The following is a 14,956-nucleotide window of genomic DNA, read 5'->3' as shown; positions in this document are numbered from 1 at the left end:
AGCTGTTTTTTTTGCTTTAGAGTGTTCCATTTTAAGCAGATAAATGACGTTAGATATGACGAATAAAACCATGCCATACGCAATTGAATTGCGCGATATTAGCAAACGATTTGGTGCCGTACAGGCCAACAAAGACATTTGTTTACAAGTAGCTGCGGGCACGATTCACGGTATTATCGGTGAAAACGGCGCGGGTAAATCGACTCTGATGAGTATCATTTATGGCTTTTATGAAGCCGATACCGGTCACATAGAAATAGACGGGCAGCGCGTTGATATTCGCAGTTCTGAAGGCGCGATTCAGGCGGGCATCGGTATGGTGCATCAGCACTTTATGCTGGTGGAAAATTTCAGTGTGCTTGAAAACGTCATGTTGGGTGCCGAGGGTGGTGTCTTGCTGAAAAACGGCATGGTTGCAGCACGAGTCGAGTTGCAACGTCTGGCACAAGAATACAGCCTAGACATCGATGTGGATGCCATTGTCGAGGAATTACCTGTAGGTCTGCAGCAGCGTGTGGAAATCCTCAAAGCGCTTTATCGCGGCGCTCGTATTTTAATATTAGACGAGCCTACAGGCGTACTCACACCACAAGAGGCGGATCATTTATTCCGTATCCTAAAAGCCCTCAAAGAGCAGGGCGTCACCGTATTATTAATCACACACAAGTTACGCGAAATCATGGCGTCCACCGACAATGTGTCGGTGATGCGCCAAGGTGAAATGGTCGCGCACCGTGATACCGCCAGCACGAGCAAAGAAGAGCTAGCCGAATTAATGGTGGGCAAAAAAGTCCGTCTGACGGTCAACAAAGACGAAGCCAAACCAAGCCAAGTGTTGTTGTCAGCAAAGCATTTATCCCAATTTGACAGCCAAGGCGTGAAGCGCTTGAAGGACGTCAGTTTAACGCTGCGTGCGGGCGAGATTTTGGGTGTTGCCGGTGTGTCTGGCAACGGACAAAGTGAATTACTCAACGTTTTATCGGGCATTACCACCATGGACGAAGGCGAGATCGAATTCGCCGGCGAAACCATCAGTGCGAAAACGCCGAAGAACGCGGCCCAAATGCGCGATTTGAAAATGGCTCATGTGCCAGAAGATCGCCACAAAATGGGCTTGGTGACGGGGTTTGAAGCTTACGAGGCGGCTGTGCTGGGTTATCACAATTCGGATGTTTACAACGGCAAAATTCTAATGAACCGCCAAGCCATGCTTGACGAATGCAACACGCGAATGGCGGCATGGGACGTACGTCCGCCTAATCCGCATTTGAAAACCGCGAACTTTTCCGGAGGCAATCAACAGAAGATCGTGATTGCCCGAGAAGTAGAACAAAACCCCGACGTCTTGTTGATCGGCCAGCCAACGCGCGGCGTGGACATAGGTGCGATTGAAAACATACACGAACAAATCGTGAAACTCAGAGACTCTGGCAAAGCCATTTTGCTGGTGTCGGTAGAATTGGATGAAATTATGGCGTTAAGTGATCGCATCCTAGTGATGTTTGACGGAGCGGTGGTCGGCGAACTTGACGCAAAAGACGCCGACGAACGCACTCTTGGCTTGATGATGGCGAATGCTTTCACAGACTCAAACAGCGAGCAAAGCGATGCACAAGGAGCCACCGTATGAGTCAAGCAAAAGTACCGGCGTGGGTCAACATTGCCCTGATTCCGATTTTGAATATCTTACTGGCGTTTCTTGTGTCTGGTCTGGTGATTTTGGCGATTGGGGAAAACCCGCTTGAAGCCGCAGGTTACTTAATCTACGGCGCCTTTGGGTACGACGAAGGCATTGGTTACACCCTGTATTATGCCACTAACTTGATTTTTACCGGCTTGGCAGTTTCCGTGGCGTTTAAAGGTGGCTTGTTCAACATCGGTGGCGAGGGCCAGGCGTACATTGGGGGGTTGGGCGTAGGCTTAATTTGTCTGTCGCTGGATCATACCATGCCATTTTATGTGATTGCGCCGCTGGCGATTATCGGTTCTGCGATATTTGGCGCAGCTTGGGCGTATATTCCTGCGTATTTGCAGGCACGTCGCGGCAGTCACATTGTTATTACCACCATCATGTTTAACTTTATCGCTTCTTCTTTAATGGTGTATTTGATCGTTAATTGGCTAAAAGAAGATGGCCGTATGGCACCTAATAGCCGAACGTTTGAAGAAAATGCTTGGCTGCCGTATCTGCACGAACTCTTATCACCACTGGGCATTGATATCGGTGACTCGCCATTGAATTTGGCGTTCATCTGGGCGCTGTTATGTTGTGTGTTTGTGTGGGGCTTGGTGTGGCATACCCGTTGGGGTTATCAGTTGCGTACCTTGGGTACTAACCCGACAGCCGCGCGTTACGCAGGCATAGACACGGCGAAGGTCACGATTTGGGCTATGCTCATTTCGGGCGGTTTGGCGGGTTTTGTTGGCCTAAATGAAATCATGGGCGTGAATCATAACTTGTTGCTGAACTTCACCGCAGGCTATGGTTTTGCCGGTATCGCCGTCGCTTTGATGGGACGAAATCATCCTATTGGGATTATTTTAGCGGCCATGTTGTTTGGTGCTCTGTATCAAGGTGGCGCTGAATTGGCGTTTGAAATCCCGACCATTACGCCAGAAATTGTCGTGGTGATTCAAGGTTTGGTGATCTTGTTTTCAGGTGCGCTTGAACACATGTTTAAAGATCGTATCGAAGGCTTTTTTATTCGCAGAGCGGTCGCGTAGGGGAAAACTATGTTTGAAACATTGATACTTATGTTGGACGCAACGATGCGTGTGTCCACGCCGTTGATTTTGGCCGCATTGGCAGGGCTGTATTCTGAACGGGCCGGTATTGTCGACATTGGCTTAGAAGGCAAGATTCTTGGCAGTGCGTTTGCCGCTGCTGCTGCCGCCTCGGTGTTTGGTTCCGCTTGGATTGGGTTGTTGTTCGGCATTATGGCGTCGGTGTCTTTAGCGATGATCCATGGCTTTGCCTGCATCACCCATCGTGGCGATCATATCGTGTCCGGTGTGGCGATCAATACCATAGTAGCGGGCTTAACGGTGACTTTGTCGATGCATTGGTTTGGTATGGGCGGGCAAACGCCGGCTTTGTCTGGCGATGCGCGTTTCTTAGAAATTACCTTTCCGTTTGCCGATGCTCTGCGAGAGGTGCCGGTATTGGGGCTGATTTATTCGGACTTATTGAGCGGTCATAATATTCTTGTGTATTTGGCTTTCTTGATGGTGCCGGTGACCTATTGGGTGATCTACAAAACTCGCTTTGGTTTGCGCCTTCGTGCCGTCGGTGAAAACCCTCATGCGGTGGACACTGCGGGGATCTCTGTGGCTTTTATTCGTTACCGCGCTTTGATCGTGTGTGGCATCTTGTGTGGTTTAGCAGGGGCTTACTTATCAACCGCGCACAACGCAGGCTTCCTAAAAGACATGAGTGCCGGTAAAGGCTACATGGCGCTGGCGGCGTTGATTTTTGGTAAATGGCGCCCCGTGCCCGTCTTGCTGGCGTGTTTGTTATTTGGTTTCTTAGACGCGGTGGCGATTCGCATGCAAGGCGTGGTGATTCCAGGCATTGGCGAAGTGCCGGTACAAGCCATCGAAGTCTTACCATACGTATTAACTGTCTTACTGTTGGCGGGCTTTATCGGCAAAGCGGTGGGGCCGAAAGCCATTGGTCGTCCTTACGTGAAAGAGCGAGCTTGATATGACCAACAAAGTCTTGCTCACTTTGGCCAATGCCGCGATGAATAAGGCCTATGTGCCTTATTCCCGCTTTCAGGTGGGCGCGGTGATTGAGACTCGCTCTGGTGAGGTTTATTCTGGCTGCAATGTGGAAAACGCGGCTTATCCAGAAGGCACCTGCGCTGAAGCCGGTGCCATAGCCGCCATGGTGCTCGGCGGTGACACAGAGATCAAACACATTTACGTGATGGGCAAAGGCGACCTTTTGGTGACGCCGTGTGGCGGCTGCCGTCAAAAGATCCGTGAGTTTTCCAGCGCCGACACCCAGATTCATATTTGTGACGAACACGGCGTACGCAAAACCTTGACCATGGAAGAACTACTGCCGTTTTCCTTTGGGCCTGACAACCTCTTACTTAAAAACTGAATACTTAAAAACTGAATACTTAAAAACTAAATATCTGAAAACAGAAAATTTAGCTTTTTAAGCATTTCTCCAGTAGCGATGGGGTGAGTTTTAGGGTGGCGATGACTTGGCCGAAGTCGTCTTCGTCTCGCTTTATGCTAAAGCCTAAGTGTTTGCAAAAGTCGATCATGTGTTTGTTTTCCGCTAATACAATGCCTTTCATGACCTTGATGCCTTTGTCAGCGGCGACTTGAAACAGTTGTCGCATAAGATACGAGGCCAATCCCAATCCTTGATATTCATCGCCTAGCACCACAGCAAATTCACAGCTTTGGTCATCGAAGTTGTCGATGTAGCGAGCGGTGCCGATGAGCACGTTTTGATCGTCTTTATTGATCACGGCCAGCAACGCCATTTCTCGGTCATAGTCGATGTGCGACAGGCTGGATAGCATGCGCGGCGTTAATTCTTCTATGCTAGAAATGAAGCGAAAGTAGCGAGTTTCGTGGGACATGCTACGGACAAAATCCGCTAAAATCGCAGAATCTCTGGGTAATACCGGTCTGATTGTGGCGATGTCGCCATTTTTTAGCGCTCGTTCCGACACCCATTGGCGCGGATAAGGATGAATGGCAAGGTGCTCGTAGCGTCGCCAATTTTTGCATGAACGCAAGCTCGCGGTGACATCGGCGTAGACGCTGCCGCTGTCGTGGATGCGCACGTCGGCTAATTCTAAGTTTTCGATCTCGGGCAGTTCGCACACCATGGTGGACAAATTGCGCAGCAGGCTTTCGAGTTCGAAAGATTCTTCCCCTGGAAATGCGCGCTGGATTAGATCCTTCGCCAAAATAGTGTTTAGCGGTGGCAATGCCACGGCTTCTGCTTGTTTGTGTTGCTGTGCGCCTTCCAGAGATAACCCAATGGCGGGGCCAAATACGGCGTCTTGAAATACCCGCAAATGGATCGGCGCAAACAGCTGATGGGACGCTTGGCGACGGGTAATAATACGAATGTGAAACAGCTCAAAAATGTCCCGTAGGGCGTCCGCTTGCGGTGTGCGTTGCCCATTTTTGTAGAGCTGAGCCAGTGTGTTTGTTGCTTCTGAGACATCAATTTTAAAGCGAAACGCATGGCTGTCTGGGGCTTGTTTGGCTAATAATTGATTGCGTTGAAATTGCACCAAAAACTGAAAGCCCTCAATAGCGGTTTCTGGGGTCCTAAAAGTTGGAATACCCGCCTCATTAATGCGGGTACGCATGTTGGTCATGTTACCGCCGCCGAGCAAACACACCATCACGAGCTTTTTCTGTGTTCTGTGCAGCTTGGTGATCAGGTTGTACAACGAATCAATATCAATTAACGCGGTGGGGCTGAGCGTCAGTAAGACAGCACCGCATTCTGGATTATTAAGCGCATCGGCGGCCAGATCGATAAAGAGATCCGTAGCACAACTCGCCCAAACGGTCGTTACTGGGCCAATATAACCCCGTCCTGCCATGGTCGTTTCGAGTTTCTCACGCAGTTCGCCTTCTGGTTTGAGTAAGTCGATGTCCAGTTCCATGGCGCGTTGGGCGGCTAATTCCCCCGGGCCAGCCCCGTTACCGATAATTAATAACGAGCCATCTTTGACGCGGCGAGCGTTGGTCATGACCGAGGCGGCGGCGATTAAGTCGTTTAAGCGTTTGCCTCGAACGGCACCCGTTCGGCTAAGGGCAGCGTCTAAAACGCGCTCATCGGCACCGATAGAATGTTCCGTCACAACGGCTACGGGTTTACTGCGGCCCGTGGCGCGCAAGCTGCTGAGAAAGCGTGTTGGACGGCCAATTTTTTGCAAATACATCAAAATGGCTTGGCTTTCGAAGTCGTTCGACAAATAGTCCAACACTTGCGCTGGCATCACATCCACGGGCGTTCCCATGGACACTACTTGTGAAAACCCGATGCCTTGCCACGTTGCCCAATCGACTAAGGCACTGGCAACGGTGCCAGATTGCGACATGAGTGCTAATCGCCCAGGTAAAGGTTGAGTGAGGCCAAGCCAAGCAAAGACGCCTTGCTTGGGTCGACAAATCCCAAAGCTATTTGGCCCGAGTAAACGCACATTATGTTGACGTAATGCCGCGGTGAGGGCGTCGGGTGTTTCGCTCGTCCAAGACAGCATGAGCAAAGAGCCAATGCCTACCGCGCCGCAGCCTGCAATCAACTGTTCCATGGTAGATTGGCTATGCTGGCCGACTAAAACCGCTAAGTCGGGCTGTGTCGGTAAGTCGAGAAAACGAGCAAACAGCGGAAAAGAAAACGTGTTGGCTGGCGGTGAACCAACCAAAAACACCGGGCAGGATTTTTTCGCCTGGGACAAAGTGGTAAGCAGCGCCAGCATAAGAGGGTCGTGTGCATCGTCGCCGGTGAGCACCACCATAGATTGTGGCGCAAGTAGAGAGTGAAGGGCATGTTGACTCACGGGCGATTCTCCTAATGCTGAGTTCATCCTATGACAATACCATAGGTTTTGATTGGGCGAATGGTAGACCATGGTAGGGTAGATTGTCTTTGTCTCTTGTGTTGATATTGAGCAATTAAGTATCAAAAAAATAAGAATCTTATTGGAATATCAGATGACTACGGCTTACATCACACACACTTCTTGCGATAAGCATAATATGGGAGACGATCATCCGGAGTCTCCTATGCGTCTTGGTGCGATCCAGAATCGTTTAATCATGGGTCAGTTAATGGATTTTTTGCGTCGATTGGAAGCGCAGCCCGCCACTCGCGAGCAATTGATCGATACGCATGATGAGGCTTATGTCAACTCCATTTTTGACCGCGCGCCAGAAGAAGGGCATGTGGAATTAGAGCCAGAAACCCTAATGATGCCACAAACGTTAGAAGCCGCTTTGTATGCCGCAGGTTCTGTCGTTCAAGCGGTGGATGTGGTGATGTCGGGGGAGATGGACAACGCTTTTTGCGCTATTCGCCCGCCGGGCCACCATGCAGAATACGATAAGGCCATGGGGTTTTGTTTGTTTAATAATATAGCCGTCGGCGCGCGCCACGCGGTGCGACAGTACGGCTTGCAGCGCGTTGCCATTATTGATTTTGATGTTCACCATGGCAACGGCACGGAAGACATCTTTAAATCCGATGCGAATGTTATGTATGCCTCCAGTTATCAGCATCCATTTTACCCTTACAGTGATCCAGGCGCATCCCACGACAATATTTTGCACATGCCCTTGGCCGCTGGGTCTGGCAGTGAGGCGTTTCAAGCGATTATTACTGAGCAATTACTGCCTGCATTGGAGGCTTTTAAGCCGGACTTAGTGATGCTGTCGGCAGGCTTTGATGCCCATAAAGAAGACCCAATGGGTCAGCTTCGATTAAGTGAATCGGATTTTACCTGGATTACCGATGTTTTAATGGACGTGGCCGATCGTCATTGCGGTGGCAAGGTGGTCTCGGTATTAGAAGGCGGCTACAACATAGACGCCCTAGGTCGTGCGGCGTTTTGTCATATTAAAAGTTTGATGCGCTTGTGATTCTTAAGTAGCACGAAAAGTACGGCGGGTGTCGATCGGTGCTTGCCCAAAAAAACGATGATACGTACGACTAAAATGCGCGGAACTGACAAAACCACAGGCAATCGAAATCTCAAAAATGCTTAAACTGGATTGCTGTATTAATTGACGAGCCTGATTTAAGCGTAATTCTAAATAATAGCGTGCTGGCGTCACACCGACGTTTATCTTAAACAGCCGCTCTATTTGGCGACGTGAAATACCGACCAATGCGGCTATCTCGTCGATACCCAATAGGTCTTCAAGGTTATTTTCCATCAATAAAATAGAGTCTTTGACGCAATCGGGTATGTTGAGTTCGGAGCGTAAAAAATGTTGGGCCACTTTTGCGCTGGAGCTATTTCTATCGGAACCAATGACTTCTGCAACGGCGTCTGCGTAGTCTTTTCCATAAGAGGTCGAAATAAAATGCAGCATCATGTCCAATGCGCTGTTTGGGCCAGAGCAGGTTAATATCGCGCCGGCGTCAGTAAAAGCAGAGGTAGATACGCTTAAGTCCGGAAAGTGTTCTTCCATAATGGCTTTGTTGTCTTTATGGATCGACATGGCGTTTCCGATGTGTATTTTGCTGTCCGCAATGTAAAAGCCCCCATTCCAAAGACCCAGAATCGGGTTGTTTAGTTGCGCGGCTTTTGCAATCTGTTTTCGCAGAATAGGTTCGGCTTTTAGTGCGCTCCTGTAGCCACCGCAAATAATCAGCATGGAATCCTGATCGATTACCATGTCTTGCAGTTTGCCATCGGTGGCCAATTCTATTGAAACATCAGATAAAGCTTTTGAATTCTGTAAGCTGTAGGTTTTGCATTCGTAAACCGGATGATCATATACCATGTTTAATGTGACTAAAGTGTCTAACGCAACCGAAAAACAGGACATTGAAAAATGATCAAGCAGAACAAAATTGGCTCTTTTGGGCGATGTCGTGACGGCTTGTGTTAGGCCTGAGCGAGTAAAGGCAAGGTTTGAACGCTTTAAATGGCTTTGAAATTGCGATGTGGTAAGTTTTGTATCAGCGGCCGCCATACCTTAAACCTTGTTGTTATTTTGCGAACACAATATCCCATATTGGAAGCAAAATAAACGCTAAGGTTCATGGGGTTATGTTTATCAACTTACCAGTGTATAGAGATGGGTTTATCGGCATCGTGAGCGAAAAAATACCCAGCTTTTGGCGTCACAAAAACCGTTTGACCTTTTTCAAAGCCATGCTTATCGAAGGCTTTATGTGGCAAGTCGATTTCCCATACCTCTTGGCTGTGCCAACCGATGGGCGACAGTTCAAGGTGGACTTCGGCGCCGATCAAGTTAATCGCGACCACTTTTAACGGTAAATTCGCCTGAGCCGTGGGCGCATCTGAGACGAAAAACTCGTGGGAACGGATATACAACTGGCCGTCTTTTGGCGTACCAAGGGTGTGTTGTTCCGGCAAATTGATATAAGCCTGCTCGTTCTGCCATTTTCCTTCAAATGCCTTGCTTTCAAAAACATTGGCATTGCCAAGAAAGTCAAACACAAAACGACTGTTGGGCGAGGCATACAGGGCCCCAGGTTGATCGACTTGTTCGATGTGGCCATTGCTCATCACCACAACGCGATCTGACAATTCCAGCGCTTCTTCTTGGTCGTGGGTGACGAACACGCTGGTGAACCCGAGCTCTTCGTGTAACCCCCGCAGCCAGCGGCGCAGTTCTTTGCGTACTTTGGCGTCTAGCGCACCGAACGGCTCATCGAGCAGCAAGACTTCCGGTTGTGTCGCCAAAGCACGGGCCAAGGCGATACGCTGTTTTTGGCCACCAGATAGTTGCGACGGGAAGCGATTTGCCAAGTGCGCGAGCTGCACCATATCGAGCAAATGCATGACGCGCTTTTTGATGTCGCTTGGGCTTGGGCGTTCTTTGCGGGGTAACACATCCAGACCAAAGGCCACGTTGTCGGCCACCGTCATGTGTCGAAATAAGGCGTAGTTTTGGAACACAAAGCCCACGCGACGATCGCGCACGTGCAAGTGGGTTACGTCGCGGTCGCCAAATTGAATACGCCCTGTGTCGGCGCCTTCTAATCCGGCAATGATACGCAAAAGGGTGGTTTTGCCGGACCCCGATGGGCCGAGCAAACCGATCATTTCGCCTTCTTGAATGTCCAAAGACAGAGGCGACAAGGCCTGAAATTGGCCAAAGGTTTTGGAAATCTGTTCAATCAAAATACTCATAACGTCGCTTCCTGTCGTTCTTGGCGCCATTCGATAAAGGCTTTAAATAGCAAGGTCAGTAGGGCAATCAACGCCAGCAAGGAGGCGCTGGCGAAGGCCGCGGCGGCTTGGTAATCCTCGTATTGCAACTGCACATGCAAAGGCAAGGTATTGGTTTCGCCACGAATATTGCCCGACACCACAGACACGGCACCGAATTCGCCGACGGCGCGTGCGTTGGTGAGAATCACCCCGTAAATCAGCGCCCACTTGATGTTAGGCAGAGTGACACGACGGAACAGTTGCCAGCCCGATGCGCCCAAAATCACCGCCGCTTCTTCGTCTTCGCGGCCTTGTTGTTGCATTAAGGGAATCAGTTCCCGTGCGACAAAGGGGCAGGTAACAAACACGGTAACCATAACAATGCCGGGCCAAGCGAACATCAGCTGAATGTCTTGCTCGTACAACCAAGAGCCGATCCAGCCATTGTTGCCATAGAGCAGCAAATACAACAAACCGGCGACCACCGGCGACACGGCAAAGGGGATGTCCATCAGCGTCATTAACAGTTTGCGCCCGGGGAATTCAAAGCGGGTGACTGACCAGGCCAGCATGACGCCAAACACCAAGTTGATCGGCACGGTCAACGCCGCGACCACCAAGGTCAAACCGATGGCGTGCAAGGTATCGGCTTCGAGTAAACTATTGAAATAGTGTGCTGCACCTTCCACAAAGGCTTGTTGGAAAATAGCGACCAGCGGCACCAGCAGCAAAATTGTGGTTAAAAATAAGGTCAAACCAATCAACAGCCATTTGACCCAAGGGCTGTCGCCAACACGCAGTTGGCTAGAAGCGCTTTTTTTAGACATGAGCGTTTTAGAGGACATAAGGGTTCCCAGTAAATAGACCTAGTTGCGTCCATGAAGACGACGTAAATAACGCGCCTGCCAGATATTAATCGCGAACAAGAGAATCAGCGACGCCATCAACACCACCGAGGCAATGGCGCTGGCAGCAGGGAAATCGAATTCTTGTAAGCTGACGAAAATCATCAATGAGGTGATTTCGCTCACATAAGGCATGTTGCCAGCGATAAAGATCACCGCGCCAAATTCCCCTAAGCTGCGAGTAAACGACAAGGCAACCCCCGTCATCAAGGCGGGCCACAATGCCGGAAAAATCACGCGACGAAACACCGACCAGTCCGACGCGCCCAAGGTCATGCCGGCTTCTTCTTCCTCGGGGGACAATTCTTCCAACACCGGCTGCACGGTGCGCACCACAAAGGGAATGCTGGTGAACGCCATGGCGAGCACAATGCCCCACGGCGTGTAAGCGACTTTTAAACCGAGGCTTTCTAGCACATTGCCGTACCAACCGTTTTGCGCGTACAGAGTGGCTAAGGTAATACCGGCGACCGCGGTGGGCAGGGCAAAGGGCAAATCCACCAAGGCATCGAGAATGCGACGGCCCCAAAAATCGTAACGCACCAAGACCCACGCCAATAACAAGCCAAAAAAGCCATTAAAAATCGACGCGATCAAGGCCGCCCACAGGGTGACTTTATAACTGGCGACCACGCGTTCGTCGCTGATCACTTCCCAATAGCGTTCCCAGCCCATGTCCACCGATTGCATGATCAAGCCGGTCATCGGCAGCAAAAGAATCAAGCTTATAAACAGCAGGGAAGTGCCCAGACTCAAACTCAGTCCGGGAAGGACGCGTTTGTGGCGAGGACGAATGTCGGCGGCGCGTAATTGTGTTGCCATCTGGTTGCCTATGGGTGAGTCGTATTGGTTAGGGTTACTCGCTGTGAAACAGAAAAGCCGAACACAAAGGTGCTCGGCTTAGTCACTTAAGTTAAAGTCTAGCGACGCTGTAATTGATCCAATTTGCCGCCGTTTTTAAAGATCTCTTGGGTGGCCTTTGGCCAGCCGCCAGCGATCTCTTCTACCGTCAGCAAGGTCACTTCTGGGAACTGCTCAGCAAATTCCGCTTTGACTACTTCGTTGTGTACACGGTAGTTAAAGCCCGCCAACAAACGCTGTGATGCTTCGCTGTACAAGTAGTTTAGGTACTCGTGTGACACGGCTTCTGAATCGTTGCGCTTGGCATTTTTTTCTACCACAGCCACGGGGAATTCCGCCAAAATAGACGTTTTTGGTACCACCACTTGATATTCGTCTGCGCCGTATTGGTTGCGAATGTTGTTTACTTCGGATTCAAAAGTGATGAGCACATCGCCAATGCCACGCTCAACGAAAGTCGTCGTTGCGCCACGACCGCCGGTGTCAAATACCGCGACGTTTTTCAAAAAGGTTTTCAAAAAGTCGTCCACGGCGGCTTCTTGGTCTTTGCCGAAGGTTTTTTGTGCGTAACCTTGTGCCGCCAAGTAGGTGTAACGACCGTTGCCCGAGGTTTTTGGATTTGGGAATACCAAGGCCACGTCGTCACGAACTAAATCGCCCCAACTTTGAATGTTTTTTGGGTTGCCCTTACGTACCAAAAACGCGGTGGTGGAATAGTAAGGCGAACTGTCGTTCGGGAAGGCTTTTTTCCAATCCGCCGGAATCATTTTTGCCTTGTCGTGCAGCACTTGCACGTCGGTGACCTGGTTAAACGTCACTACATCGGCGGACAAGCCATTCATGATGGCGTTAGCTTGTTTAGAAGAGCCCGCATGAGATTGCTTGATCTCGATGGTTTTACCGGTCGTTTCCAACCAGTGCTTTTCAAACGTCGGGTTGTAGGTCGCGAACAGCTCGCGAGCGATGTCGTAAGAGGTGTTCAAAATCGTTTGATCTGCCGCCGATGCGTGTACCGCACCGCTCAGCAATACGGTGCCGACAAGGGATTTAAGGGCACGTGGTGTAAATGTCATAATAACCTCATTTGGGCTGCGTTAATGTTCAATGACCGCAAGGTTAATTAAATGATTTGGTTATTACAATGGATTTTAATAAAACATTTAGGAATATAGATAGGACGTTCTGTTGGGGTGCTTTGTTTTGGTATTGTTTCAATATTGGTTCAATACTTTCGCGTAAAAATAGGCATTATTTTTCCTTACTCAGCACCAACGCGTGCAGCCAGTCCATGAAAATGATCAGCCTTTTTGGGGGGAGGCGACGGGAGGGATAAAGCAAGGAAACGGGCATGGGCTGCGCTTCATATTGGGTTAAAACCGGTATTAATCGCTTTTCCTCTATGAGGGCTTCGACGCCGATAACGGGAATTTGAGCGATGCCCAAACCGGATAAGCAGGCATTCAAATACGCCTCGGTGCCATTTACCGCGATGCGACTTGGCATGGCAAGCTGTTTAACCTGATCGCCCTCCATGTATTCAAAGTGTGCTTCTACGTTGCCCAGAGTATGGGAATATTCGATCAGTCTGTGATGGGCTAAATCCGCTAATGTGGTCGGCATGCCATATTGCGCGACATATTCGGCGGAGACGCAATTGATACTGCGATAGAGGGTTAAGGGCCGGGCTATTAAGTCACTGTTAGTTAATTCGCCCACGCGAATAACGCAATCTAGGCCTTCTTTGACGGGGTCCACTCGATAATCCGCACTGCTTATTTTCAGCCGTAAGTTGGGGTATGTGGCAAGAAAACGAGAAAGATGAGGGATCACAACGGTGGCAGCAAAGCGGCTTGGCATGTCAATGCGCAGCGTGCCTCGGATGTCGTCAGGGTTACGTTGAAACTGGCTGTTGAGAGCATCCACTTCTGCCAACAGCGTTTGACACTGTGGCAAGTAGGTTTCGCCATCTTGGGTGAGTGTGACACTGCGCGTGCTGCGATGAAACAGCCTAACGCCAAGCTGTTTTTCAAGGTCTTGTACCGAGGCTGAGATACTCGACTTAGGTAAGCCAAGTGTCTCGGCGGCTTTTGTGAAGCTACGGGTGTGAGCGACCAAGACAAAGCGCTGCATGGCATCTATTTGATCCATTGTACTGTCCTTATTATCGATTGCATTGGCCTTTTATCCATTGCATTGGCCTTTTGTTCGTTATATCCGAACAATGTTAACATTTTTGGTTCGTTTATCTCTCTAAATAACTCGCCTATGCTCTACAGCCTCATTGCTTCACCCTGTTTCAACGGGTGTCAGTAACTAGATTCGATTCATCAGAGCAGCCAATACGCAGTGGAGTAGACAATGAACAAGTTAGCAATTATTACTGGTGGTAGCCGTGGTTTAGGCCGAAACAGTGCGTTAGCACTGGCAAACAAAGGGGTCGATGTGATTTTTACTTACCATCGCAATGCTCAAGCTGCTCAAGACGTGGTGGAAGAGATCAAAAAAACCGGTCAAAAAGCCGTGGCTTTACCATTAGATACGAGAGACTTTGGGGCTTTTCCAGGGTTTGTAAGCTCAGTGGCGTCTATTTTGGAGGAGGCGTTTTCTCGTCACGATTTTGATTATTTACTGAATAACGCAGGGACAGGCCATCACGCGAGCTTAGAAGAGACCACCTACGAGGCGTTAGAGGACATGTTAGCCACCCACGTGAAAGGGCCTTTTTTCATCACGCAAGCCTTGTTGCCGATATTAAAAGACGGCGGGCACATTTTAAATGTTTCTTCGGGTCTGGCTCGTTTTAGTCTGCCAGGTTATGGCGCGTACGCTATGGCGAAAGGCGCGGTGGAAGTCATGACGCGCTACATGGCTAAAGAGTTTGCCGTGCGTAAAATTCGTGTCAATACCTTGGCACCGGGCGCCATTGCGACCGATTTTGGCGGTGGCAATGTGCGTGATAACCAGCAGGTCAACCAGATGATATCCTCTATTACCGCGCTCGGACGGGCTGGGGAAGCCGACGACATCGGTAAAGCGGTGAGTATGTTATTGAGTGACGACAGTGGCTGGATCACGGGGCAACGTATCGAAGCGTCCGGCGGCATGTTTCTTTGAGTTGTGAGTAAAATATAGCCATATCTCTTTAAAAGCCCTGGTTAAAAAAGCTCTCTTATGAGGGCTTTTTTATGTTTCTGTATTGCTGATCTTGTCATTGTTTTTTTGTAGGTAACGGGTGTTTTTTTACTCATAAATGACATTTTATTCTGGTAGCCCAACGCATTTATAAGCCATAAT

General features: G+C 49.6%; 13 protein-coding genes. 6 read left to right on the top strand and 7 right to left on the bottom strand.

The genetic code is table 11. The features are described 5' to 3' along the window. Positions 1–55 precede the first annotated feature (55 nt). From FXV75_RS13805 to cdd, 4 genes are read left to right on the top strand one after another with little or no spacing between them, the layout of a single operon-like run. Positions 56–1,630, top strand: coding sequence for an ABC transporter ATP-binding protein (locus tag FXV75_RS13805; RefSeq protein ID WP_148835437.1), 1,575 nt, complete (start codon positions 56–58; stop codon positions 1,628–1,630). Further along, positions 1,627–2,724, top strand: a complete 1,098-nt coding sequence (locus FXV75_RS13800) for an ABC transporter permease (protein WP_148834287.1) — start codon at positions 1,627–1,629, stop codon at positions 2,722–2,724. The genes FXV75_RS13805 and FXV75_RS13800 overlap by 4 nt, the downstream gene beginning before the upstream one ends. A 9-nt stretch (positions 2,725–2,733) precedes the next feature. Further along, entirely contained in the window at positions 2,734–3,702 is a 969-nt protein-coding gene (locus FXV75_RS13795) for an ABC transporter permease (RefSeq protein ID WP_148834285.1), read from the top strand. A 1-nt stretch (position 3,703) separates the two neighbouring features. Next, positions 3,704–4,108, top strand: a complete 405-nt coding sequence (gene cdd / locus FXV75_RS13790) for a cytidine deaminase (protein WP_148834283.1) — start codon at positions 3,704–3,706, stop codon at positions 4,106–4,108. Positions 4,109–4,157: 49 nt separating this feature from the next. Here cdd and FXV75_RS13785 read toward each other — a convergent pair whose 3' ends face one another. Next, positions 4,158–6,548: a GNAT family N-acetyltransferase gene (locus FXV75_RS13785; protein WP_148834281.1), complete on the bottom strand. Its 2,391-nt coding sequence runs from the start codon at positions 6,546–6,548 to the stop codon at positions 4,158–4,160. A 154-nt stretch (positions 6,549–6,702) separates the two neighbouring features. Between FXV75_RS13785 and FXV75_RS13780 the strand changes: the two genes are divergently transcribed. Continuing rightward, positions 6,703–7,626, top strand: coding sequence for a histone deacetylase family protein (locus FXV75_RS13780; protein WP_148834279.1), 924 nt, complete (start codon positions 6,703–6,705; stop codon positions 7,624–7,626). Between the two features lie 3 nt (positions 7,627–7,629). Here the strand turns inward: FXV75_RS13780 and FXV75_RS13775 are convergent, their stop codons facing one another. From FXV75_RS13775 to FXV75_RS13750, 6 genes are all read right to left on the bottom strand, one after another. Then, on the bottom strand, positions 7,630–8,688 hold the full coding sequence (locus tag FXV75_RS13775) for a GlxA family transcriptional regulator (protein WP_148834277.1): 1,059 nt from the start codon (positions 8,686–8,688) through the stop codon (positions 7,630–7,632). 89 nt (positions 8,689–8,777) lie between these two features. After that, positions 8,778–9,875, bottom strand: coding sequence for a sulfate/molybdate ABC transporter ATP-binding protein (locus FXV75_RS13770; RefSeq protein ID WP_148834275.1), 1,098 nt, complete (start codon positions 9,873–9,875; stop codon positions 8,778–8,780). Beyond that, a complete protein-coding gene (gene cysW / locus FXV75_RS13765; RefSeq protein ID WP_262368558.1) occupies positions 9,872–10,741 on the bottom strand; it encodes a sulfate ABC transporter permease subunit CysW in 870 nt (289 codons plus the stop codon). Before cysW ends, FXV75_RS13770 begins: the two co-directional genes overlap by 4 nt. 21 nt (positions 10,742–10,762) lie before the next feature. Then, complete coding sequence (cysT, locus tag FXV75_RS13760; RefSeq protein WP_148834273.1) at positions 10,763–11,623, bottom strand: sulfate/thiosulfate ABC transporter permease CysT; 861 nt, start codon at positions 11,621–11,623, stop codon at positions 10,763–10,765. A 98-nt stretch (positions 11,624–11,721) separates the two neighbouring features. Continuing rightward, on the bottom strand, positions 11,722–12,735 hold the full coding sequence (gene cysP, locus FXV75_RS13755; protein ID WP_148834271.1) for a thiosulfate ABC transporter substrate-binding protein CysP: 1,014 nt from the start codon (positions 12,733–12,735) through the stop codon (positions 11,722–11,724). Between the two features lie 175 nt (positions 12,736–12,910). Continuing rightward, positions 12,911–13,810, bottom strand: a complete 900-nt coding sequence (locus tag FXV75_RS13750; RefSeq protein ID WP_148834269.1) for a LysR family transcriptional regulator — start codon at positions 13,808–13,810, stop codon at positions 12,911–12,913. A gap of 210 nt (positions 13,811–14,020) precedes the next feature. Between FXV75_RS13750 and FXV75_RS13745 the strand changes: the two genes are divergently transcribed. Beyond that, a complete protein-coding gene (locus FXV75_RS13745; protein WP_148834267.1) occupies positions 14,021–14,776 on the top strand; it encodes an SDR family NAD(P)-dependent oxidoreductase in 756 nt (251 codons plus the stop codon). Positions 14,777–14,956: the final 180 nt, after the last annotated feature.

Source organism: Marinomonas sp. IMCC 4694, assembly GCF_008122525.1.
Lineage (GTDB): Bacteria > Pseudomonadota > Gammaproteobacteria > Pseudomonadales > Marinomonadaceae > Marinomonas.
Note: the sequence above shows the minus strand (reverse complement) of the source record. Positions and strands in the feature narration are given on the sequence as shown.